General features: G+C 65.5%; 18 protein-coding genes. 8 read left to right on the forward strand and 10 right to left on the reverse strand.

What is annotated here, in order from left to right:
• Positions 1–12: 12 nt before the first annotated feature.
• Positions 13–936, forward strand: a complete 924-nt coding sequence (locus tag AC1Q5W_RS09625) for an alpha/beta fold hydrolase (RefSeq protein ID WP_492645405.1) — start codon at positions 13–15, stop codon at positions 934–936.
• 5 nt (positions 937–941) lie between these two features.
• Positions 942–1,796, forward strand: a complete 855-nt coding sequence (gene queF / locus AC1Q5W_RS09630) for an NADPH-dependent 7-cyano-7-deazaguanine reductase QueF (RefSeq protein ID WP_492645406.1) — start codon at positions 942–944, stop codon at positions 1,794–1,796.
• 11 nt (positions 1,797–1,807) lie between these two features.
• Here queF and AC1Q5W_RS09635 read toward each other — a convergent pair whose 3' ends face one another.
• The 3 genes from AC1Q5W_RS09635 to AC1Q5W_RS09645 all read right to left on the reverse strand — a co-directional run bounded on the left by AC1Q5W_RS09635 (position 1,808) and on the right by AC1Q5W_RS09645 (position 5,702).
• On the reverse strand, positions 1,808–4,405 hold the full coding sequence (locus AC1Q5W_RS09635) for a sensor domain-containing protein (RefSeq protein ID WP_492645407.1): 2,598 nt from the start codon (positions 4,403–4,405) through the stop codon (positions 1,808–1,810).
• A 111-nt stretch (positions 4,406–4,516) separates the two neighbouring features.
• Positions 4,517–5,374: an enoyl-CoA hydratase-related protein gene (locus tag AC1Q5W_RS09640; protein WP_492645408.1), complete on the reverse strand. Its 858-nt coding sequence runs from the start codon at positions 5,372–5,374 to the stop codon at positions 4,517–4,519.
• Between the two features lie 40 nt (positions 5,375–5,414).
• Entirely contained in the window at positions 5,415–5,702 is a 288-nt protein-coding gene (locus AC1Q5W_RS09645; protein WP_492645409.1) for a hypothetical protein, read from the reverse strand.
• Between the two features lie 167 nt (positions 5,703–5,869).
• Between AC1Q5W_RS09645 and AC1Q5W_RS09650 the strand changes: the two genes are divergently transcribed.
• Positions 5,870–6,325 (forward strand): DUF1569 domain-containing protein, encoded by a 456-nt coding sequence (locus AC1Q5W_RS09650; RefSeq protein ID WP_492645410.1) that lies wholly within the window; start codon positions 5,870–5,872, stop codon positions 6,323–6,325.
• Positions 6,326–6,342: 17 nt separating this feature from the next.
• Here AC1Q5W_RS09650 and dinB read toward each other — a convergent pair whose 3' ends face one another.
• The 3 genes from dinB to AC1Q5W_RS09665 form a co-directional block, all read right to left on the reverse strand.
• Positions 6,343–7,557, reverse strand: a complete 1,215-nt coding sequence (gene dinB, locus AC1Q5W_RS09655) for a DNA polymerase IV (RefSeq protein WP_492646167.1) — start codon at positions 7,555–7,557, stop codon at positions 6,343–6,345.
• Positions 7,558–7,615: 58 nt separating this feature from the next.
• Positions 7,616–8,095, reverse strand: a complete 480-nt coding sequence (locus AC1Q5W_RS09660; RefSeq protein WP_492645411.1) for an anti-sigma factor — start codon at positions 8,093–8,095, stop codon at positions 7,616–7,618.
• A 72-nt stretch (positions 8,096–8,167) separates the two neighbouring features.
• Positions 8,168–9,322: an alpha-hydroxy acid oxidase gene (locus tag AC1Q5W_RS09665; protein WP_492645412.1), complete on the reverse strand. Its 1,155-nt coding sequence runs from the start codon at positions 9,320–9,322 to the stop codon at positions 8,168–8,170.
• A 162-nt stretch (positions 9,323–9,484) separates the two neighbouring features.
• Between AC1Q5W_RS09665 and AC1Q5W_RS09670 the strand changes: the two genes are divergently transcribed.
• Complete coding sequence (locus AC1Q5W_RS09670) at positions 9,485–9,814, forward strand: cupredoxin domain-containing protein (RefSeq protein ID WP_492645413.1); 330 nt, start codon at positions 9,485–9,487, stop codon at positions 9,812–9,814.
• 20 nt (positions 9,815–9,834) lie between these two features.
• The gene (locus AC1Q5W_RS09675) at positions 9,835–10,665 is read left to right on the forward strand and encodes an FTR1 family iron permease (RefSeq protein WP_492645414.1); all 831 of its coding nucleotides are present in this window, start codon (positions 9,835–9,837) and stop codon (positions 10,663–10,665) included.
• Between the two features lie 19 nt (positions 10,666–10,684).
• Here the strand turns inward: AC1Q5W_RS09675 and AC1Q5W_RS09680 are convergent, their stop codons facing one another.
• Positions 10,685–10,933, reverse strand: a complete 249-nt coding sequence (locus AC1Q5W_RS09680) for a DUF6566 family protein (protein WP_492645415.1) — start codon at positions 10,931–10,933, stop codon at positions 10,685–10,687.
• Positions 10,934–11,093: 160 nt separating this feature from the next.
• Between AC1Q5W_RS09680 and AC1Q5W_RS09685 the strand changes: the two genes are divergently transcribed.
• The gene (locus AC1Q5W_RS09685; protein WP_492645416.1) at positions 11,094–11,486 is read left to right on the forward strand and encodes a universal stress protein; all 393 of its coding nucleotides are present in this window, start codon (positions 11,094–11,096) and stop codon (positions 11,484–11,486) included.
• Between the two features lie 33 nt (positions 11,487–11,519).
• Here AC1Q5W_RS09685 and pbpC read toward each other — a convergent pair whose 3' ends face one another.
• Positions 11,520–13,766 (reverse strand): penicillin-binding protein 1C, encoded by a 2,247-nt coding sequence (gene pbpC, locus AC1Q5W_RS09690; RefSeq protein ID WP_492646168.1) that lies wholly within the window; start codon positions 13,764–13,766, stop codon positions 11,520–11,522.
• Positions 13,767–13,890: 124 nt separating this feature from the next.
• Here pbpC and AC1Q5W_RS09695 point away from each other — a divergent pair, with 124 nt between their 5' ends.
• Positions 13,891–14,991: an NADH:flavin oxidoreductase gene (locus tag AC1Q5W_RS09695; protein WP_492645417.1), complete on the forward strand. Its 1,101-nt coding sequence runs from the start codon at positions 13,891–13,893 to the stop codon at positions 14,989–14,991.
• 26 nt (positions 14,992–15,017) lie between these two features.
• On the opposite strand, the gene AC1Q5W_RS09700 is transcribed toward AC1Q5W_RS09695, so the two are convergent.
• Positions 15,018–15,377, reverse strand: coding sequence for a DUF1304 domain-containing protein (locus tag AC1Q5W_RS09700; RefSeq protein WP_492645418.1), 360 nt, complete (start codon positions 15,375–15,377; stop codon positions 15,018–15,020).
• Positions 15,378–15,461: 84 nt separating this feature from the next.
• On the opposite strand from AC1Q5W_RS09700, the gene AC1Q5W_RS09705 reads away from it, so the two are divergent.
• A complete protein-coding gene (locus AC1Q5W_RS09705) occupies positions 15,462–16,118 on the forward strand; it encodes a TetR/AcrR family transcriptional regulator (protein WP_492645419.1) in 657 nt (218 codons plus the stop codon).
• On the opposite strand, the gene AC1Q5W_RS09710 is transcribed toward AC1Q5W_RS09705, so the two are convergent.
• Positions 16,089–22,058, reverse strand: coding sequence for an alpha-2-macroglobulin family protein (locus AC1Q5W_RS09710; protein WP_492645420.1), 5,970 nt, complete (start codon positions 22,056–22,058; stop codon positions 16,089–16,091). The genes AC1Q5W_RS09705 and AC1Q5W_RS09710 overlap by 30 nt on opposite strands.
• Positions 22,059–22,164: the final 106 nt, after the last annotated feature.

Here is a 22,164-nt window from a genome sequence, read left to right on the forward strand (position 1 = left end):
GCGCAGACAGCTATGAAAATCAGAGCAAACGGCATCGATATTGAAGTGGAGGACTCGGCCGCGGACCCGGCGGTGGATACCGGCGCCCCAAGCCGCCCCGTGGTGCTGCTCATCATGGGCCTGGGCATGCAGCTCGTGGCCTGGCCGGGCGAACTGGTGCAGGCGCTGGTGGACGCCGGCTTTCGCGTCATCCGCATGGACAACCGCGATGCGGGCCTGAGCCAGTCCTTCGACCACCTGGGCACGCCCAGCCTGCTGTGGGCCGGGCTCCAGCACAAGCTGGGGCTGGTGCCGCGGGCACCTTACACGCTGACCGACATGGCGGCCGATGCCCTGGGCGTGCTCGACGCCCTGGGCGTGGAGCGCGCGCACGTGGTGGGCGCCAGCATGGGCGGCATGGTTGCGCAGCGCGTGGCCATTGCGGCGCCCCGGCGCACCCTGAGCCTGACCAGCATCATGAGCAGCAGCGGCGCCAAGGGCCTGCCGCAGGCGCGCCCCGAGGTGGTGCGGGCCCTGCTGCGCCGCCCGGCCAGCCGGCAGCCGCAGGCGGTGGTGGACCATTTCGTCCAGCTGTTCCGGGTCATCGGCAGCCCTGCCTACCCCACGCCCGAACCGGAGCTGCGCGCGCGCATTCTGGAAGGCGTGCAGCGCAGCTTCCATCCGGCCGGCACGGCGCGCCAGATGCTGGCCATCCTGTCCGACGTGACCCGCGCGGCGCAGCTGGCGCGCATCAGCAGCCCCACACTGGTGCTGCACGGCCGGGCCGACCCGCTGGTGCCCTATGCCCATGGCGAGGACACGGCGCGGCGCATTGCCGGCGCGCAGCTGGTGGGCATTGACGGCATGGGCCATGACCTGCCCCCGGAGCCCGTGGCGCAGATGCTTGGTGTGCTGATTCCCCATTTACAGGCGGCCGGGCAACCGGCTGCGGCGTGACCCCCATGAACACTCCTGAACAATCCCAGCTCGGCAAGGCCTCGGCCTACCAGGATCATTACGATGCGTCGCTGCTGTTTCCCATTCCCCGGGCCGGCAAGCGCGCCGAGATCGGCATCGACGGTGCGGCGCCGTTCTTTGGCGCCGACATGTGGACAGCGTTCGAGCTGAGCTGGCTCAACCTGCGCGGCAAGCCCCAGGTGGCGCTGGCGCATTTCACCGTGCCCTGCGAGTCGGTCAACATCGTGGAGAGCAAGTCGTTCAAGCTCTACCTCAACAGCTTCAACAACACGCCGTTTGCCGACGCCAATGCCGTGCGCGAGCGTCTGCGGGCCGACATCACCGAAGCGGTGTGGCGCAACGCGCCCGATCCGGCCCGGGCGGCGTCCATCGGTGTCACGCTGGTGGGCCCCGAGATGTTCGACCGCGAACCCCTGCAGGAGCTCGACGGCCTGAACCTGGACCGGCTCGACATCGAATGCACCCGCTACACGCCGGCGCCCGATCTGCTCACGGTGACGCCGGGTGAAGCGCCCGTGTCGGAAGTGCTGACCAGCAACCTGCTCAAGAGCAACTGCCTGGTGACCGGCCAGCCCGACTGGGGCAGCGTGCAGATCAGCTACACCGGCGACCAGATTGAGCAGGGCGGCCTGCTGCAGTACCTGGTGAGCTTTCGCAACCACAACGAGTTCCACGAGCAGTGTGTGGAGCGCATCTTCATGGACATCTGGACGCGCTGCAAGCCGCTGAAGCTGGCGGTGTATGCGCGCTACACGCGCCGCGGCGGGCTGGACATCAACCCGTTTCGCACCAGCCACCCGCAGCGCCTGCCGGCCAACGTCCGCAATGCGCGGCAGTAGGGCGCGGCGGCTCAGTGGTGGGTGAGCTCGCCCGCGGGGGTGGGTCGGCCGAAGTAATAGCCCTGGAAGGCGTCGCAGCCCAGGTCGGCCAGCAGGTTGCGCTGCCCGGCGGTCTCCACGCCTTCGGCAATGACGGTCAGGCCCAGGCTGTGGCCCAGCGCAACCACCGAGCGCGCCACCGAGGCCTCGCCGCGGTGCGCCAGCAGGTCGTGCACGAACGACTGGTCGATCTTGAGCTGGTCCAGCGGCAGCTGCTGCAGGTGCAGCAGGGACGAGTAGCCGGTGCCGAAGTCGTCCAGCGACAGGCGCACGCCCAGGGCCTTGAGGGCGTTCATCTTGACCCGGGTGTCATCCGGGTGGTCCATCACGATGCGTTCGGTCAGCTCCAGCGTCAGCCGCTGGGGGCTGGCCTCCGATTGGCGCAGCGCCGATGCGACCTGCGCCACGAAGTCGGCCTGCGCAAACTGGGAGGCGCTCACGTTGACCGCCAGCGTCCAGTGCCGGGTGACGGGTTGATCGGCCCATACCCGCAGCTGGTTGCAGGCGGATTCCAGCACCCACCGGCCCAGCGCCAGCCCCATGCCGGACTCTTCGGCCAGGGGAATGAACTGCGCCGGTGACACCATGCCCTGCGTGGGGTGGTTCCAGCGCAGCAGCGCCTCGGCTCCGGTGGGCATGCCGTGGACGTCCACCTGGAACTGGTACAGCAGCATGAATTCGTGCCGGGCCAGGCCGCGGCGCATGTCGTGCGCCAGTGCCGCGTGGGCGTTGACTGACGCCTGCATGGCCGGATCGAAGAACCGCACCGTGTTGCGCCCGGCGGCCTTGGCCTGGTACATGGCCACGTCGGCCTTCTTGAGCAGGTCGTCCGTGCCCTCGTTGTCGCCCAGGTACACGGCAATGCCCACGCTGGGCGTGCTGTTGCAGACGAGGCCGCGCAGGTTGTAGGGCTGGCCCAGGGCGCTTTGGATCTTGCTGGCGACCAGTTCGGCGTGGGTGGCGCTGTCCACCACCGACGGGCTCAGGTTTTCCAGCAGCACCACGAACTCGTCGCCCCCCAGGCGCGCCACACTGTCACCCTCGCGCACGCAGGTCCGCAGGCGGATGGCTACCTGCTGCAGCAACAGGTCGCCGGCGTCGTGGCCATGGGTGTCATTGAGCTGCTTGAAGTTGTCCAGGTCCAGGAACATCACGGCACCGTGCTGTCCGGTGCGCGCGGAGGTCACCATGGCCTGCTGGAGCCGGTCGGTCAGCAGGCGCCGGTTGGGCAATTCGGTCAGCGGGTCGTAGAAGGCCAACCGCCGGATCTCCTGCTCACTCTGGCGGCGCAGGGTGATGTCGCGGATCACGCCAATGAACAGGGGTTGTCCGGCATGGGTGATCTTGGACACCGACAGGCTGATGGGGAACACGGTGCCGTCCTTGCGCTGCCCCTGTGCTTCGCGCTGCGTGCCGACGAAGTCGGCCGGGCCGGTGCGGGTGTGGCGCCGCAGCAGGCTGTCCTGGCGGTTGCGCAGGCCTTCGGGCAGCAGGATGCCCAGGCTGCTGCCCAGCACCTCTTCGGGCTGGTAGCCAAAGATGGTGGCGGCCGCCTTGTTGAAGGACTGGATCACACCCTGCTGGCTGACGGTGACGACGCCGTCAAGGATGTTGTCCAGGATGGTGCGGGTGTGCAGCACCGCTTCGTGCAGGGCCTCCTGGTCGGCCTGGCGTTGTCGCTCGGCGGCGTGGTGGCCCATGGCCAGGCCGGCCATGTAGGCGCCGCGCTGGATGGCCTGCAGCTCTTCAGCGCGGGGTGTGCGCCGCGTGGCGTGGTAGACCGCAAACGTGCCCCACACCTGGCCTTTGGACGACACGATGGGGGCGCACCAGCAGGCGTGCAGGCCGTGCGCCAGCGCCAGGTCCCGGTGGTCCTGCCACAGGGGGTCGGTGGCGATGTCGGATACCACGGTGTCTTGCGGCGGGGGCACGGCGGTGCCGCCAAAGCCCAGGTGCGGGCCTGCAGCCCGGCGCTCCATGGCCTGGCAATAGGCCGCCGGCAGGCTGGGGGCGGCGCCGTGGCGCAGGTGCATGCCGTCGGCATCGAACAGCAGGATCGCGCACAGCATGCCGGAAAAGGTTGCTTCGTAGCTGCGGGCATAGGTGTCCAGGATGTCCGGCAACGGTGCGTTGCGGGCCATCATTTCCAGCAGGGTGCGTTCGCCGTCGAGCAGTTGCTGCAGCTGCTTTTGTGCGTGGATGTCGACCGTCGTGCCCATGAGGTACAGCGGGTGGCCCTGCGCGTCGTAGACCGGCTTGAGGGAGGTCTGCCCCCAGCGGCATTGCCCGTGCTGGGCGTTCCAGTAGTGGGTCTCGTAGCGCACGGTGCGTCCCGACGCCAGGGATTCCTGGATCTTTTCCTGGGTGCGGGTGAGTTGCTCGGGGGTGTAGTACGCGTCGCCCCGGGTGCCGCGCAGGTCTTCGAAGGGCACCCCCAGCACGTCTTCGCAGGTCTTGTTGACCAGCAGCAGGCGGCTGTCCAGGTCCTTGACAAAGAACGCCACCGGCAGCGTGTCCACGACCGACTGCAGGTTTTGCAGGCTCAACGGCGTTGGCTGGGGGGTGGACATGGGGTGGGGTTCGTGCAGATCGGTGACGCCTGCATCACACCACGAATCTCCCTTTTTTTCTATCCCCCGAACGGGGGATAAGGCGTTGCAGCGGGCGTTGTCGCCCGGGCTTCAGGCGCCGATGTCCTTGAACGGCTGCAGGGGCGTCAGCGCCGGGAAATCGCCAGGGCGCTTGGACTTCATGGCCATGACGGCTTCCATGACGTGGCGGTTGCTCCAGATGGCGCCCTGCAGCCAGCCCATCTGCTTGAGCGCGTCGTCCACCGCGTGGTCGCGGGCGTAATGCAGGGCCTGCTTGGTGCCCCAGATGGCCACCGGGGGTTTGGAGGCGATCTCCCGCGCGCACTGCAGGGCGGCTTGCAGCATGGCGTCCTCGGTGTCGAACACGGCGTTGACCAGCCCGTACTGCAGGGCCTGGCTGGCGGGCATGCGCCGGCCGGTGTAGGCCAGTTCCTTCACCACTGCCAGGGGGATGAGCTTGGGCAGGCGTTGCAGCGTGCCCACGTCGGCCACCATGCCGATGTTGATTTCCTGGATGCAGAAGAAGGTCTGCTCCGTGGCGTAGCGGATGCAGCAGGCGCTGACCATGTCCACCGCGCCGCCGATGCAGCCCCCCTGGATGGCCACAATGACCGGGACGCGCAAGGTCTCCAGCTTGGTGAAGGTTGCCTGCATGTCGGTCAGCAGGTCAAACACGGCCGCCCGGCCTTCGGGGCTCTGGTCGTCCATCTGGATGGCGCCGGCAAAGGTGTCCAGCGCCATGCCGGCGCTGAAGTGCTTGCCTGTGCTGCTGATGACCAGCGCGCGGGCGGCGCCTTCCAGGTGCAGTTGCGTCAGCACCGCGTCCAGCTCGCGCCAGAAGGTCGGGTGCATGGTGTTCATGGCCTCGGGCTTGTTGAGCACCAGATGGGCCACGTGGTTTTCCGTGGTGAGGGAAAAGCAGGTGAGTGGTGTGGCGGGTGTGTTCATGCGGCCGACTGTAATGCAGGCCGGCGGGCCCGCCAGTCACCTAGGGCACCCGCAGCCAGTCGCACCGCAGGCGATGCTGGGCGTGGGCGCGGGCCCGCCAGCCCACGTACAGGCCGGGCGCGAGCATGCCCAGCACGCAGGGCACTGCGGCCCACCAGGCATCCAGCGCCCAGGTGGGCAGCCAGCCCACCCACCCCATGAGCCAGGAGGTCAGCACGGCGTCCCACAGCTGGTACTCCAGCGGGTGGTCGTGCGCATGCGCCACGTGCCATCGTCGGATGCGGTGAAGCTCGGACAAGGGAACCGCCTGCAGGAGCTGTGGAACCATGGCAACCTCCTATCGTGGGGTTGAACTGTAAGTTCGATGTAAGTGATTTTCAAGCTGGAACGCAAAATAAACCGCACGGCCCGGGTGATGGGAAGGCACCTATCATCGGTCCCATGAAACGCCGAGATTTTTTGGTTGTGCAAGGTAGCTTATTGACAGGAGGCGCTATGGCCGATGCCCACCAGGTGCAGTCGCTGGACGACGTATTGCAATGGCTTGACCGTCTGGAGCGCGCCAGACAGGTGCAAAGCACCAGTGAATGGACGATGCCGGCGGTGCTGGAGCACATGGCCCAGAGCATCGACATGAGCATCGATGGTTTTCCCCAACCCAAAAGCGCACTGTTCCAGTCCACGCTGGGCGCTGCGGCTTTTGCCGTGTTTCGCTGGCGCGGGCGCATGCGCCACGGCTTGACGGAGCCCATTCCGGGAGCGCCCGCCTTGCCCCAGGGCAGTGACTGGAAGCCCGGCGTGGTCCGCCTTCGCACGGCGGTGCAGCGCTTTCAGGGCCATACTGGCCCCCTGGCGCCGCATTTCGCTTACGGGGCGCTCAGCCGCGCCGACTTTGCCCTGGCCCACACCCTGCACATCGCCAACCACCAGGATGCCATCCTTGTGCAGTGAGGCGAGGCGTGCAAGGGCTAGAAAAGCTGCCCGGTCAGCGGGTCGTCTGCTCCTGAATGGATAGCTGTCTGCGCAGGTTTCACGAGGGGTGAACCCCGATTTTTATCGGAATTCAATACCGCGTCTGCAGGCAGCAGGGCGCCCACCCGCACGCCCAGCAGCCGCAGTTTCTTCTGCAGCGGTGCGCGCTTGAGACACTGGCCGGCCACGCGGCGAATGGTTTGGGCGTCCGCCGTGTACTGGTCCACCGTCAGGTCGCGCGTCACGGCCTGGAAGTCGTCGTAGCGCAGCTTGATGCCGATGGTCTTGCCTACGTAGCCCTTGCGCTGCAGGTCGGCCGCCACCTGCTCGCACAGGCGGGTGAATACCGCGCCCAGTTCCGCCCGGTCGCGCACGGCATGCAGGTCGCGGTCAAACGTGGTTTCGCGGCTCATGCTCACGGGTTCGCTCTCCAGCACCACGGGGCGGTTGTCGCGGCCGTGGGCCGCGTCATGCAGCCAGGCGCCGGTCTTGGGGCCAAATGTCTGCATCAGCCAGGCTAGGTCGCGGGCTGCGAGCTGGCCGATGGTCTCGATCCCAAAGCTTCGGAGTTTTTCGTCCGCCTTGGGGCCGATGCCGTTGATCTTGCGGCAGGCCAGGGGCCAGATCAGGGTCTGCAGATCGTCCGGTTGCACGATGGCAATGCCATTGGGCTTGTTGAACTCGCTGGCCATCTTGGCCAGCAGCTTGTTGGGGGCGACGCCGACCGAGCAGGTCAGGCCGGTGGCGTCAAAAATGCTTTTCTGCAGCAGCCGCGCCAGCACGCGACCGCCCTCGCGCTGGCCGCCGGGGACTTCGGTGAAGTCGATGTAGACCTCGTCCACGCCGCGGTCTTCCATGAGCGGCGCGATCTCGGTGATGACGCCTTTGAAGAGGCGCGAGTATTTGCGGTATTCGTCAAAGTCCACCGGCAGCAGAATGGCTTGCGGGCACAGCTTGGCGGCCTTCATCAACCCCATGGCAGAGCCCACGCCGAACTGGCGCGCGGCATAGGTCGCGGTGGTGATGACGCCGCGGCCGGCGTACCCCTGCAGGGTGGGAAACCGGTCGACCGGTATCTTGTGCAGCGGCACGTCGGCATAGGCGGCCAGCAGGGCGTCGTCCAGCCGGCGGCGCCCTCCGCCAATGACCACGGGCAGCCCCTTGAGCTGCGGGTAGCGCAGCAACTCCACCGACGCGTAGAACGCGTCCATGTCCAGGTGGGCAATGCGGCGGGCCGGCGGCGGCGCAGAGGCGTTCACCACGGCAGGCTCACAGTGCTTTTTGCACCACCGTTCCCTTGAACAGATAGGGCAGGCGGGGCCCGCGGCTCTCGGGGACACCGCCTTTGTCCTCCACGCTGATGGCCAGCTGGGACACGTTGGCCAGGGTGGCGTCATTGGCGCTCAGGCGCAGGGTCTTGCCCTTGCTCTCCAGCACGCCCAGCGAGCGCGGCTGGCCGCTGGCCGGCAGGGCCCACAGCTGCATGCTGTCTTCGCGGCCTTCGCTCACGGCGTTGAGGCGCTGGATCTGCAGGGCGCCTTCGTGCGGGTCCAGCGTGACCAGCATGGCCGGCGCGTGCTTGTCGTCATTGAGCACGGCAATGTATTTGATTTGCGACGTGTCTTTGAGCTTGACTTGCAGGTGCTGGATCTGCGCCTTGAACTGCTCGAACATGCTCATGCTGGTGGCAACGCCAAGGGCCAGGGCCAGCAGGCTGCCGATGGCGGTGGCGCGCCACCAGGCGCTCACGCCGCATGTCACCGGGGTTGCGGCAGCGGGGGGGACTGAAAGGTTTTCGGGTAGGGACATGCTGCTACTGGTTCAGGTGGGGTAGGTTCCGGGCAGCAGAATGCGCTTGTCCACGGTTTCGATCTGGGTATGGCCGGCAAAGGCCATGGTCAGGTCCAGTTCGCGGTGGATGATCTCCAGTGCCTTGGTCACACCTTCTTCACCCATGGCGCCCAGACCGTACAGGAAGGCCCGGCCAATGTAGGTGCCCTGGGCGCCCAGGGCGCGGGCCTTGAGCACGTCCTGGCCGCTACGGATGCCGCCGTCCATGTGGACCTCGATCTGCTGGCCCACGGCATCGACGATGGCGGGCAGGGCGCGGATGGAGGACTCTGCGCCGTCGAGCTGGCGTCCGCCGTGGTTGGACACGATAAGCGCATCGGCACCGCTGGCCACGGCCAGCTTGGCGTCTTCCACGTCCTGGATGCCCTTGAGGATGAGCTTGCCGCCCCAGCGTTTCTTGATCCACTCCACGTCGCCCCAGTTCAGTGCCGGGTCGAACTGCTGGGCGGTCCAGGCGCCCAGGTTGCCCATGTCGTCCACGCCCTTGACGTGGCCCACGATGTTGCCGAACTGGCGTCGCCGGGTGCCCAGCATGCCCATGCACCAGCGCAGCTTGGTGGCCAGGTTGACCATGTTGGCCAGCGTGGGCTTGGGCGGAGCCGAGAGGCCGTTTTTCAGGTCCTTGTGGCGCTGGCCGAGAATCTGCAAGTCCAGCGTGAGCACCAGTGCGGAGCAGTTGGCGGCCTTGGCGCGGTCGATCAGGCGTTCGATGAAGTCACGGTCCTTCATCACGTACAGCTGGAACCAGAACGGATGGCCACCGGTTTCCTGGGCCACGTCTTCAATGGAGCAGATGCTCATGGTGGACAGCGTGAAGGGAATACCAAACTTCTTGGCGGCGCGGGCTGCCAGAATTTCGCCGTCGGCATGCTGCATGCCGGTCAGCCCCGTGGGGGCAATGGCCACCGGCATGGCCACTTTCTGGCCGATCATGGTTGTGGCGGTGCTGCGGTTTTCCATGTTCACGGCGACGCGCTGGCGCAGCTTGATGCTCTGGAAATCGCTTTCGTTGGCACGGTAGGTGCTTTCGGTCCACGAGCCGGAGTCGGCGTAGTCGTAGAACATGCGGGGCACGCGCTTCTGGGCGAGCACGCGCAGGTCTTCGATGTTGGTGATCACGGGCATGGTTGTCTCCTGTAAGGGCTAGATGGTAGGGGAAGGCGGAGGGTTCCCGCGTGACATCAGCCGATTGGGTCTGGAAATTAATGGCACTACGGATTTTCCGGGATACTTGCATCATTCAATGAGAATCATTATCATTGAGTTTTTAATCAACAGGATCGAACCATGAAACGCCTTTTGTCCATTGCCCTGCTGTCTTTTGTTGTCGGCCATGCGGTTGCGGCCCCGGACGAATTCACGCTCACCATCCAGAACCACGCGTTTGAACCCAAGGAAATCAAGCTGCCTGCCGGCAAGAAGGTCCTGCTGGTGGTGGTCAACAAGGACGCCACGCCGGCCGAGTTTGAAAGCAAGCCGCTGGGGCGCGAGAAGGTGATCCCGGGCAACGCCAGCACCACCATCAAACTGGGCCCCCTGAAACCCGGCCGTTACCCCTTCGTCGAGGAATACCACGAGACCGAGGCAGCCGCCCAAGGCACGATCATCGTCGAATAAACCACGGAAACCGAACCGCCATGTTTGCTGCTGCCCTCATTGTCTTTCGTGAATCGCTGGAAGCGTCGCTGATCATCAGCATCATGGTCGCGGCCACGCGGGGCATTCCCCAGCGCGCGCGCTGGATCGTCGGGGGGGTGGTAGCCGGATTGGTCGGCGCCGCCCTGGTGGCCTCCAGCATGGAGGCGATTTCCAACCTGGCCAGCGGGATGGGGCAGGAGCTGTTTCAGGCCGGTGTGCTCGCGCTGGCCGTGGGCATGCTGGCGTGGCACAACATCTGGATGTCTGCCCACGGCAGGGAAATGGCGGCGCAGGCACAAAACGCCGCGCGTGCCGTCAGCGAGGGAACGCGGACGCGGTCGGTCATTTTCATCGTGGTGGCACTGGCGGTGTTGCGGGAAGGGTCTGAAACGGTCCTGTTCCTCTACAGCCTGGCCACCAGCGGCGAGGGCGGTCTGCGCACCACCATTGCGGGTGGCGCAAGCGGACTGGCTGCGGGTGTGCTGGTGGGGGCGTTGCTGTACGCCGGCTTGCTGCGCATTCCCTTGCGCTGGTTCTTCTCGATCACCGGCATTCTCGTACTGTTGCTGGCCGCCAGCATGGCGTCGCAGGCAGCGCGCTTCCTGATCCAGGCGGACCTGTTGCCCAGCCTGGGCGCGCCGCTGTGGGACACGTCGGCCGTGTTGTCGCAATCGTCGGCCGTGGGCACCTTGCTGCACGGACTGATGGGTTACGACCCGCAACCGGCCGGCATGCAGCTGCTGTTCTACGTGACCGTCCTGGTGGCCATTGCCTGCGGCATGTTCTGGGTGTCCCGGCGTGGGCAGGGCGGCAGGAAGCTGGCGGCCTGACCGGGAACCCCGCCGCGGCTCAGGCCCGCGGCGCCGCCTGTCCCTTGGCGATCAACTCACGGGCAAATTCATAGGCCGCCAGCACGGCCTTTTCCTCGGTAGGGTAGTCGTTGGGCACCCGCTGGGGTGCGCCGGCATGGTTTTTCAAGCGGGCGTAGTCGCTGTCGCGTTCAAAGTGCACCCAAGACATCCACCGGCCCGTGGGTTCCTTCTGGGTTGATACGGATGCATAGCAGCCATCCTGTTCCACAACGGGGTAGCCAGACATATTTGCCTCCTTTTCCGTCGATCACTCTGGCATAACCTTAGTCATCTGCCCGCCAGATTGCAAGTGCCGCCCGGGGAGTCAGCGGCGGTTGTGCGGGCAGGATTTGACCCGCTCTGGCGGTTTTGGTAGGCTCGTTCAAACAACCAGAGGAAACACCCGTATGACCATACTCGTAGCTTATGCACCCCGCCCCGAAGGGCAAGCGGCGCTGGACAAGGGCATTGAAATTGCGAAACGCCGCAATGAGCGTCTGATGGTGGTCAACGCCGGTCCTGGCGGCAGAAAGGACGACGATTCGCTGTCCGATGCGCAGGACGTGGAGCGGGTGGAGGAGCTGCTGCGCAACACTGGCCTGGACGCCGAATTCAAGAAATTCGTGCGGGGCATGAATGCGGTGGAGGAAATTAACGCCCTGGTCGAAGCCCTGCAGCCCTATGTGCTCATCATTGGCTTGCGCAAACGCTCCCCGGTGGGGAAACTCATCCTGGGCAGCGTCGCCCAGGAGATCCTGCTGACCGTCTCCTGCCCCGTGCTGGCCGTCAAGGCCAGCTGATCACGCCAGCCGCGTTCGGTGAGCCGCGCAGGCTCAGGGCTTCGTGCCCGTCTTTCTCGAGGGACGGGGCGGTTCGATGGGGAGAACCCCTGCGCCCCGTACTTCCAGCCGCACTTCGTCCAGCACCTCACCCCGCGCGTTGGTGAGCCGGATCAGGTGCCGCCCCGGCCAAGGCAGCCATTGGGCGCTGGGGCCTTTCGCCAGCGGCTTGCCGTCCATTAGCCAGCGCAGGTTGGCGCCTTCGGCCTGCAGGCTCAGGCGCTGGCGATTGGGCGGGATGTCGGGGTCCAGCGCGATGATGGTCCCGTTGGCGGGTGTGGTGATGCGGGCAGTGGGTGCTACGCCATTTTTCATGTCTTTTTGGCCTGCAACCCGCATGGAGCCTGCGTGAGTAGCTCCTGTATCCATAGCAAAACTGGCCTGCTGGGTGCCATTGATAAACCACTCACTGCGCGGTGCTTCGGTGTTGGGCGCGCTGGAGGACGGGGCGCTGGTGTTGGCCGCAAACTGTACCGGCTTTTGCACCACGCCCACCGGTGGCTTGGGCGCACGGCTGGGCTGCGTCTGGTGCAGGTAGTTCATCACCGCGACCCAGATGGGTGCGGCACCGGTGGTGCCGCTCACGTCCCACATGGGCGCGCCGCTGGCGTTGCCAACCCATACGCCCACGGTGTAGCGCTGCGACCAGCCCAGCGCCCAGTTGTCGCGCATGTCCTTGCTGGTACCGGTTTTGACCGCGCTCCAGAAGCGCGTAGCCAGCACGCTGTCGGTGCCGAAAGTGCGGGCCCGGGCGTTGGTGTCAGACAGTACATCGCCCACGATGAAGGCGGCGCGTGGGTCCAGAGCCGCGCGCCATGTGGGCTTGGCGTTGGGCGTCAGTGATGTAGGGCTATAGCGCCCGCCGTTGCCCAGGGCGCGGTAGGCGTTGGCCAGGTCGAGTAGCGAGACCTCGGCACTGCCCAGCGCCAGGCTGTAGCCGTAGTAGTCGCCACTTTCCCTGAGCGGCAGCCCAAACTTGATGAGTTGCTTGTGGAAGGCATCGGGCGACACCATCACCAGCGTGCGCACGGCGGGTACATTGAGCGAAGCCGCCAGCGCGGTGCGGGCCGATACCCAGCCCTTGAACTGGCGGTCGTAATTTTGCGGAATGTAGAGCCCGCCGCTGGTGGGAATTTGCGCGCTGGAGTCTTCCAACAGCGACGCGGCGGTGATGCGCCGCTCGGCAATCGCCTGTCCGTACAAGAAAGGCTTGAGCGTGGAGCCGGGCTGGCGCAGCGCGGCGACGCCATCGACTTCGGCTGCACCGCTGAGTTCGCCCGACGAGCCGACCCAGGCCAGCACCTCGCCCGTGGCGTTGTCCAGCACCACCACCGCGCCGTCTTCCACGTGGCGCCCGGCGAGCTCGCGCAGGTGTTGCTGCAGTGTTTGCACTGCAAAGCGCTGCAGCGGTGCGCGCAGCGCGGTGGTGATGGTGGGCGGTGCGGGACGAGAGGCGGACAGGGCGTTGCGTACCAACTGCCGTGCCACGTGCGGCGCAATGCCTTCGCTGGCCGCAAAGTCGCGCCGTTGCAGCGCACTGGTGACCAGCAGGTCTAGCGCGTCACAGCGGGCGGTACCGGGCTCCAGGGTTTTGAGCACGCTGCAGGCGCGCTGTGTCACTTGGTTGGGGCTGGCGTTGGGCGCGCGTACCAGCGCGGTGGCAATGGCGGCCTCGCTGTGGTCCAGCCCGTGGGCGGACTTGCCAAACAGGGTTTGGCTCATGGCGTCTATGCCTACCAACTCACCGCGAAACGGCACCAGGTTCAGGTAGGCCTCCAGGATCTGGTCTTTGCGCCAGCCGCGCTCCAGGTTCTTGGCCGACAGTGTTTGTCCCAGCTTCTGTACCACGCTGCGTCCGTTTGAGCCGCGCTTCAAATCGTCGTCCAGCAAGCCTGCCAGCTGCATGGTGATGGTGGAGGCACCGCGTGTCTTGCTGTTCCACAGGTTGGCCCACGCCGCGCTGGAGACGGCCTGCCAGTCCACCCCACTGTGCTCAAAAAAACGGCGGTCTTCCGAAAGCACCAGTGCCGTGCGCAGCGCCGGCGACATATCGGCCAGCGCCACCCACTGGCCACGGCGCACGCTGGCGTCGGTGCGCAGGCGGTGGAGCAGGGTGCCGCTGCGGTCCAAAATCAAGGTTTCAGATGATCGATAGGCTGCCTTTACTTCATTGAAAGTGGTTGCAGCTCCCGTGGAAACTGCGCAAACAGCTAGCAAAAATATAGCAGCGGAGCCGGCCATGCCGCGCCGTGCTGCTGGCGCGCGCACCACGGCCAGGCCTGTAGCCTTGGTGACCTTGCAGCCGCATTGGCTGGGCTGGGCCCCGTAAACTGGTTCCATCTGCAACTTTTCCATTCCTGCCTGTATGTCCAACGCTGCGCCGCTGTTTCAACCGTTTTCCTTCAAGGGCTTGCACCTTGCCAACCGCATTGTCATGGCACCCATGACACGGTCGTTTTCGCCCAACGGAGTGCCCACCGAAAAGGTCAGTGAGTATTACCGCAAGCGGGCCGCCGCCGCCGTGGGCCTCATCGTGTCGGAAGGCACCGTGGTGCAGCGCCCGTCCGCCGCCAATGACCCCAATGTGCCGCACTTTTGGGGCGACGACGCCTTGGCCGCATGGCAGCACGTGATCAACACCGTGCATGGCGCAGGCGGCGTGATGGCGCCCCAGCTTTGGCATGTGGGCGCAGCGCGCAACCGCAATACCGACTGGACAGCGCCGCCACCGGTCGATTCGCCCTCGGGCCTATCGCGCCCCGGAAAACCGTTTGGCGAGCCCATGACCGATGCGGCCATTGCCGACACGATTGCCGCCTTTGCCAAAGCCGCCGGCGCCGCCAAGCGCCTGGGCTTTGATTGCATCGAGCTGCACGGCGCGCACGGCTATTTGATCGACCAATTTTTCTGGGACGGCACCAACCAGCGCACCGACAAATACGGTGGCAACCTGGTAGCGCGCGGCGTGTTTGCTGCCGAGATTTTGAAAGCCGTGCGCGCCGAGGTAGGGCCAGATTACCCCGTCATCATCCGCCTCTCGCAGTGGAAGCAGCAAGACTACGCGGCCCGCATTGCGCAGACGCCCGACGAAATGGCCGCCTGGTTGCAGCCCCTGGCCGATGCGGGTGCCGACATCTTCCACTGCTCGCAACGCCGCTTCTGGGAGCCGGAGTTTGATGGTTCGGACTTGAACTTTGCCGGCTGGGCCAAGAAGCTCACCGGCCGCCCCACCATTACCGTAGGCTCGGTGGGTCTGAGCGGTGAGTTCATCGCCGCCTTTGGTGGCGAGAGCTCCAAGCCTGCGTCGCTGGACGAACTGCTGCGCCGCTTTGACCGCGGCGACTTCGACTTGGTGGCCGTGGGCCGCGCGCTGATCAGCGACCCGGACTGGGCGCTGAAGGTGCGCGACGGGCGCATGGCTGAGCTGTCGGACTTTTCGCCGGCGGCGCTGGGTACGCTGGTCTAAGCCGTTTGGTCAGCCGGGGTGGTGCTTTACAGCACGTAGAGCGCCGCCAATCCCAGCATGGCGGGTACGGTCTGGATGTACAGAATGCGCACCATCACTGTGGCTGCGCCCCAGATGCCCGCCACCGCCACACAGGCCAGGCCAAAAGTGGCAAAGGCCTTGGCGATCGCCGGGTCGGGGTACAGCAGGCCCAGCAGCAGGGCGGCGGCCAAAAAGCCGTTGTAGCAACCCTGGTTGGACATGGCCGCTTTGCGCATGGCCACTTCGGCTTGCGGAATGCCAAACACCTTGACCCCGCGCGATTCAAACAGCACCGTTTCCAGCAGGAAGATGTAGACGTGGATCAGGCAGACCACGGCGATGAGGACTTGGGCGGCAATGTGCATGGAAGCGTCCGGTTGATAAGGTGGGACAGAGAATACATAATCTCGTTATGTTTGTAAAGAAAACGGTTGTCGCCCACGTTACCCATGACTGAAACTCCCACCAAACGTGACGGTCGCAAGGAAAACGCCAGCGCCACGCAGGCCGCGCTGCAAATGGCTGCGCTGCGCTGGTTCAGCGAGCAAGGCTTTGAGAAAGCACCGGTGGGCAGCATCTGCGCCGATGCCGGCGTGACCGTAGGCGCGCTGTACCACCATTACGGTGACAAAAAAGGCCTGTTTGCCGCAGTGGTGGAACAGGTGGATGCGCAGCTGGTGCAGCAGGCCTTGGCCGCGCGCACTGCTGTTGTGGAGGCGGGCGGTTCGCCATGGGATGCGTTTCTGGCCTCCATCAACGCAGTGCTGCAAGCCGGTACCAACGCGCCGCTACGTCGCCTGATGCTGGTGGATGCGCCCGCTGTGCTGGGTGCGCAGGTGTGGGGCGACATCCGGCAGCGCCAGGGGCTTGGCGCCATGCGCGCCCAGATCGACGTGTTGCAGGTGCATGGCATTTTTGCGGGGCACGATGCGGAGCGGCTGGCGCGCATCGTGTTGGGTGCGCTGTATGGCGGCATGGATTCGCTGCCTGCGTCGGATGCCGACGTGCACGAAGCGTTGACAGACATTCAACAATCTCTCGTGGCCATGCTCGAAGGTCTGCGTTTCAAGGAGGCTTCACTCGACCTTAACCTTCGCATTCGGTGATTCCCCAAACATTTCCGGCGCGTACAAAGCTTCCACCCGTGAAGGCGGCAGCGAAAACTCCCCGACGTTGTTGAGGCGGATGGTGTATTCCATCTTCACCACGCCCTTGGGCAGGTACTGGTAGTAGCTGCGGAAGGATTCGAAGCTGCGTTCTTCAAACGCGGCCCAGCCATAGCCTTCTTTCTTTTCGCCTTGTGTGGCGATCTCGCTGTCGCGGCCCAGGCCGCTGCCCAGAATCGTCGCTCCGCCGGGCACGGGGTCGGTGATGGCCACCCAGGTCATGTCGGCGCTGGCGTTCACCTCGATGCTGATGCGCAGCACGTCACCGCGCGTGTAGCTGCCAGCGGGCAGGCTCTTGTTGGCTTGCTCGACGGGGGTGATGGTTTTCTTGATCTGGTAGCCGGCGGAGAAGGGCGCCTTGAGCTGCACGGCCGCCACCGACTGCAAGGTGAGCCAGGGCTTGCCTGCGCCCTGGTGGGTCACGTTGAGTGTGTCTTTGGCTGCCGTATTGCTCCAAGGCAAGAACATGCTGTTGTTCTTCAGGTTGCCCGGCGCAGCGGGTGCACCGAACCAGGTGGTCTGGTGGGCGGCACCCGACGTATCGGTCGTCTTGATGCGCTCGACCTTGCTCCAGTCGACGCTCGCACTGCCAGTGCCCATGCTGGCTTTGGTGCTGCCCGCCACCGGCACGGCTTCAAACTTGGCGCTGAATTTCTCCAGTGCCAGGCCGCCCCACAGGTTGGCCGTGGTGGTGTGCCAGGCGCCGTTCTGCTGGCGGCTGATGAAGCCGTTGGCCAGGCGGCCCATGTCGTCCTTCCAGGCCGGGTCGTCCAGCACGGCCAGGATCAGGCGTGCGGTGTTCACGTCGCCGTTTTGCATCAACCACCACCAGTAATCGTCCTTCTCACTGCTGAAGATCATCTTGGTGCCCTGGTAGCTGATGCGGCTGCGCAGGATCTGGTTGGCTTCGGCGATGCGCTTGTCACGGTCGGGCACATCGGTCACGCGCTTCAAGATGTTGAGCCAGTCGATCACCGCGTGGGTGGGCCACTGGTTGGGCGCAAGGGTAATGCTGCCCAGCATGCGGCCCTGCGCCTTGCCGTAGCGCGACAGGGCTTCGATGGCGGCGAGCTTGCGCACATCCAGGTCGTTGCGCGGGCTCCAGAACTTGCGCTGAATGCGACCTTCCACAAACGCGATGAGGCCGCGCTCCATGGGGGCACGCACTTCGTCGCTGAGCGCAAACGCCGGGTTGAGGCTGGCGGCCTCATGCGTTGCGGCCAGCAGGTAGGCGGTGAGGGTGTCACTGCCATGGCCGGCCTCGCCATCACGCGGCGGGAAGTAGCTGGCCAGGCCATCGCTGTCCAGGTAGCTCGGGATTTGCGTGGCAACGGTCTGCCACAGCTTGCCGTCGCGCAGGCCGACCGACTTGCTGGTCTTTTGCTCCAGGCAGGCGAAGGGGTAGTTGGCAAACCAGTCTTTCACGCCCGGCAAGCCTTCGGCCAGCTTGGGTTGCAGCGACATTTTCAAACCACCCCGACCCGGGATCGCGTCGGCGGGGGCTTTTACGTCCAGCGTGAGCGGACCGTCAATCTGCACCAGCGTCGCCTGCTGCACGGTGAGCGGTACGGCGGGGATGATGCGCTGGCGTGCCTTGAGCGCATCTCTGGCGCCGCTGATGGTGTCTTTGGCCTCGATCTCCCACAGGATGGATTCAAAGCGGCTTTGTGCCAGTTGCGCCGGGGCCGTTACGCTCCAGGCCACTTCACGGGCGTCACCCGCAGGAATGTCCACGGTCTGGGGCTTCAGGTCCAGCAGCGTGGCGCGCGGTGTCACCAGCACCTTCATGGCCTGTTTGGTGGTGTTGCGCAGGGTCAATTGCGCGCGGTACCGGTCGTCCTCGCGCACCAGTGGCGGCAGGCCGCTGATGATCTGCAAGTCTTGCGTGGCGCGGATGCTGGTGCTGCCGGTGCCAAACAGGCCGGTGGACGCGTCGGCCACGGCCACAATCTTGAAGGTGGTGAGAGCATCGTTGAGCGGCACCGTCACGGTGGCGCTGCCATTGGCGTCCAGCTTTACGCTGGGGTTCCACAGCAGCAGGGTCTCCAGCAGCTCACGCGCACCGCTGTGGCCACCGCCGCCACCGGCTGCCACGGCCTTGCGGCCATAGTGGCGCCGGCCGATGATTTCCATTTGCGCGGTGGACGTCTCTACCCCCCAGGCGCGGCGCTGCAGCATGGCGCCCAGCAGGTCCCAGCTGGTGTTGGGCATCAGTTCCAGCAGGGCCTGGTCCACGGCGGCCAGTGCTACTTCGGCATTCGCCGCAGGCTGGCCGTTGGGCAGCTTTACCTGGATGGTGACCTTGGCCTGGCTGCGCACGGCATAGCTTTCCTTGTCGGCTTTCACGCGCACATCCAGCTGGTGGGCTTTGGTGTCCACGCGGATTTCGGTCACACCCAAACGGAAGGCGGGCTTGCTCAGGTCCACCAGGGCGGTGGGTGCCACGTACTCACGTCCCTCGTACCAGAAGCTGGTCCACCACTCGCGCGGTGCCTTGTAGCCCCAGGTGAAGAAGCTGTACCAGGGCACCTCGCGCAGGCGCCCGCGCAGGGCCAGCACGCTCACGTACACATTGGGCCCCCAGCCCTCCTTGATCTTGAGCTCGATGGTGGGGTCCTGGCCGTTGAGTTGCACCACCCGGGTTTCGATGATGCCTTCGCGCTCCACCGACACCAGGGCCGTGGCAAAGCGAAAGGGCATGCGCACCTGGAACCTGGCGGTCTCGCCGAGTTGGTAACTCTTCTTCTCGGGCAGCAGGTCGATGCGGTCGGTGTTCTCGCCGCCAAACCAGAGCTCGCCTTGCTTGGTGACGTACACGCTGCTGGCAGCCTGGATGCTGTTGCCGCTGCTGTCTTTGGCGGTCACCACCAACTCCACTTCACCCGGCTCACTCAGCGATGTTTCGCATAGCAGCAGGCCGCGCGCATCGCTCTTGCCGCTGCACACGCTGCCCAGCTCCTTGACGCTGGTCTTGTTGTCGTAGGTATAGAAGCCGCCCACCATGCGCTTGCGCGTGGTGGTGACGATGCGGGCCGTGGCTTTCACGTCCAGTGCCACATCCGCCTGCGGTTTGCCGGAGAGGTCCAGCGCCAGGGCCTGGAACTTGATTTTCTGGCTGCGCCCACCGGACAAGCTGACCCAGCCCTCGGTCTTGATGCCGGCCACCACGGCGGCTGGCCAGAGCGTTTGCGTGCTGCGGATGGTCTGTACCTCGCCGTTGGGGTCGGAGTAGGTGGCTTCCAGCAACAGGTCCTGCGGTTGGCGGCTGGCGGGCACCTTGTCTACCGTGACCTTGCCGGCGCCATTGCGGTCCAGGCTGAGAGGCAGCTTGTCGGCAATCACGCGGGCGTCCTGCCCGGCGTTGAATTCTTCCTCGCCTTCGCTGGTGGTCCCGCGCTGGCCGCGTGGGCTCTGGAAGCTGAATTCGGAAAAGTCGGCGTAGTTCAGGGTCTTGCCGCGCACCAGGGCCGACACACGCACCGGCAGGTTGGCTGCGCCGCCACCGGACACGTAGTTGATTTGCACGTCCACCGGCACGGCCGCCACGTTCACCAGCGCCTTTTTGTCGGCGGGCGTGACGCGGCCTTCGAGCACGGGCAGGCGGAACTCCTCGACGCGGAACTGGCCGGTGTAGAAGTTGCTGTGCCGCGCATCAGCGCTCCGCAGTTCCACCTGGTAGACGCCCAGCTTGGCGCCAGGTGGAATGGCAAAGCTGCTTTCTGCGCTCTGACCACCGGTGGCGGTCTTGCGCCAGACCAGTGGCTGGGTGTATTGCTGGCCGCTGCCGACATGGGTGATCGCCAGCGTGGCCGGTTGCTGCGGTGCCAGTCCAAAACCCTGCGATGTTTCTGTGCGCAGGATGTGCTTCATGGACACCGTCTCGCCGGCCCGGAACAGGGTGCGGTCAAAGATGGTGTGGGCGCGCTCGTCGGGCTGCACCGTCTGGCTGGTGGGCAGGTTGAAGCGCCAGGGTTCAATGCCGCGATTCCAGTCGCTCCAGGTGAAGGCCATGTCGTCCACCGTGCCCTTGCCGTCGCTGGCGGGTTGCGGGGCGCGGGCGCTGACAAAGTAGGCGCGGGTGTAGTTGTACTCGCTGTTGCAGACCGGGGCCTGCGGTGACACGCCCGTGAGTGTGGCAATGCCCTGTGCGTTGGTGCTGCCGGTGGCAACTTCCCGGCCCCGGCAGTCCGACACGCGCACCACGGCGTTGGGCACGGGCTTGCCCTTGTCCAGCGTGGTCACCCAAGCCAGCGCGTTCTCGCGGCCCAGCTTGAAGTGCACGCCCAGATTGGTGACCAGGGTGGAGGTGCGGACGTACATGGTGCGGCCGGCGCCGTACCGTGCGTCCAGCAGTGAGCTGCCCAGCTTCTGCGAGGCAATTTCCAGCACATGAAAGCCCGGCGTGAGGGGGATGCCCACCACCTCAAACGGGCGCGGGTCATCGCTGACGGGTTTGGGCAGATCCAGTGTCTTGACGCCGCTCTGGCCTTGCAGCAGTGACAGCATGCGGCTTTGCACATACTCCCGGTCCTGAGACTCCAGCGCCGTGGGCAGAGGGCCCTTTACGTCCTGCGCAGCCTTGCGGCGGGATACGGAAAAATTATCGTAGCGCTGGACTTTTGCGAACCAGGCAATGATGTCAGCGTCTGTTGTGGGCGCGAAGTCGCTGACCTTGCCGGCCGCAGCGGTCTCCACATTGCGCAGGGTCACGGGCAGCATGGCCACGCCATCGGGTTCGGCAAAGCGCTCCACGATGCCAAAGGGCGCCGCAGCAAACTTGGCCAGCGGCGGCATGGCTCCGGTGGCCAGCTTGAGCGGAAAGCTGTCGGCGTTGCGCAGCGTGCGGCCGGAGGCATCCTTGAAGCCCCTGGGCAGCTCCAGGGTGAACTGCGCCTCTTCGGCGAAGGGGGCGTTGAAGGTCACGCCGTTGAGCACATGGTCTTCGTCATCGGACGCGTCGCTGGCGCCGTCCAGTGTGGGCTTGTAGCTATTCTTGCCGGCTTTGAGGCGTATGGCTTCCAGCAGCTTGGCCGCCACCGGGGCATTGAAGCCCAGGTGCATGGGGCGGATCGGCAGACAGGCCGACTGGGCGTTTTCGCGTTCGCAAGTGAAGGTGGCGGCAAAAGGCTCGCGCACCTGGAAGGCAAAGCGTTTTTCCACCGAGTTGGCCACGCCAAGGGCATTGCTGCCCGACGCGGGCGTGCGCACCCCTGTGCCCCACACCAGTTGTACTTTGGCGGAAGGGGTCAGGCGCCGGTTGCAAGCCAGGGTCACGATGGCCAGGGGCGCCTTGGCCGCTGCGGCCTCCAGTCCCTGCGCCTGGAGCAGGGCGGCGCGGTCCTTGCCGTCAATCAGGCGCACCGCCACGCGCTCGCCCAGGCCTTCCACCGAACACCATACGTTGGCTTGCACGCTGGCCAAGGTGGCGGGGCCATTGAGGCGCAGGGTGAAGTACTGTTCCTCGTCAATCCGGTTGCCGGAGTAGGGCTGCAGGCTTTGCACAAAGGGGCCGCCGCTATTGAATTGGTAGCTGCGTGCGCCCGTCAGCTCTGCGCCTTTGGCCGATTTGAGGCCTGAACGCAGGTTCAGGCGGCAGGAAACACCGGGCGGCAGGTCGTTCTCGAACTCAAAGGCCCAGGCGCGGTCCGTCACCCAGCGGCCGGAGCCTTTGGTCACTTGCGCATCGCTGCAGGCCAGGGTCAGCGGCGCCTCGGCCTTGGGGTCACCAAAACTGACGGCACTGTCGTCAAACTTGACCACCACCTGGCGGATACGGGCGACTTCGCCTTGCGGTGAGAGGCTGGTGACCTGGAATGCCTGTGCCTGCAAAGCGGCTGCAGCCAGCAGCGCAGCGCATGTTCGGATGATGGTGTGCCCCACTTTGATTCCTCCCTGGAATGCGCAAGCGTAGCCGATTTGAAAACGGCTTTGGGCCGCCTCTGTCAGCGGTCGGTTCGTGGCGCCACAGAGTGAAACACCGACGTCT

Source organism: Rhodoferax sp. MLSD5-FHT05B10, from assembly GCF_058793415.1.

What these genes read in the sequence shown, in the direction of transcription:
- AC1Q5W_RS09625 (WP_492645405.1), top strand. Translation starts at nt 13, where the DNA reads ATGAAAATCAGAGCAAACGGCATCGATATTGAAGTGGAGGACTCGGCC.
- queF (WP_492645406.1), top strand. Translation starts at nt 942, where the DNA reads ATGAACACTCCTGAACAATCCCAGCTCGGCAAGGCCTCGGCCTACCAG.
- AC1Q5W_RS09635 (WP_492645407.1), bottom strand. Translation starts at nt 4,405, where the DNA reads ATGTCCACCCCCCAGCCAACGCCGTTGAGCCTGCAAAACCTGCAGTCG.
- AC1Q5W_RS09640 (WP_492645408.1), bottom strand. Translation starts at nt 5,374, where the DNA reads ATGAACACACCCGCCACACCACTCACCTGCTTTTCCCTCACCACGGAA.
- AC1Q5W_RS09645 (WP_492645409.1), bottom strand. Translation starts at nt 5,702, where the DNA reads ATGGTTCCACAGCTCCTGCAGGCGGTTCCCTTGTCCGAGCTTCACCGC.
- AC1Q5W_RS09650 (WP_492645410.1), top strand. Translation starts at nt 5,870, where the DNA reads ATGGCCGATGCCCACCAGGTGCAGTCGCTGGACGACGTATTGCAATGG.
- dinB (WP_492646167.1), bottom strand. Translation starts at nt 7,557, where the DNA reads ATGGACGCGTTCTACGCGTCGGTGGAGTTGCTGCGCTACCCGCAGCTC.
- AC1Q5W_RS09665 (WP_492645412.1), bottom strand. Translation starts at nt 9,322, where the DNA reads ATGCCCGTGATCACCAACATCGAAGACCTGCGCGTGCTCGCCCAGAAG.
- AC1Q5W_RS09670 (WP_492645413.1), top strand. Translation starts at nt 9,485, where the DNA reads ATGAAACGCCTTTTGTCCATTGCCCTGCTGTCTTTTGTTGTCGGCCAT.
- AC1Q5W_RS09675 (WP_492645414.1), top strand. Translation starts at nt 9,835, where the DNA reads ATGTTTGCTGCTGCCCTCATTGTCTTTCGTGAATCGCTGGAAGCGTCG.
- AC1Q5W_RS09680 (WP_492645415.1), bottom strand. Translation starts at nt 10,933, where the DNA reads ATGTCTGGCTACCCCGTTGTGGAACAGGATGGCTGCTATGCATCCGTA.
- AC1Q5W_RS09685 (WP_492645416.1), top strand. Translation starts at nt 11,094, where the DNA reads ATGACCATACTCGTAGCTTATGCACCCCGCCCCGAAGGGCAAGCGGCG.
- pbpC (WP_492646168.1), bottom strand. Translation starts at nt 13,766, where the DNA reads ATGGCCGGCTCCGCTGCTATATTTTTGCTAGCTGTTTGCGCAGTTTCC.
- AC1Q5W_RS09695 (WP_492645417.1), top strand. Translation starts at nt 13,891, where the DNA reads ATGTCCAACGCTGCGCCGCTGTTTCAACCGTTTTCCTTCAAGGGCTTG.
- AC1Q5W_RS09700 (WP_492645418.1), bottom strand. Translation starts at nt 15,377, where the DNA reads ATGCACATTGCCGCCCAAGTCCTCATCGCCGTGGTCTGCCTGATCCAC.
- AC1Q5W_RS09705 (WP_492645419.1), top strand. Translation starts at nt 15,462, where the DNA reads ATGACTGAAACTCCCACCAAACGTGACGGTCGCAAGGAAAACGCCAGC.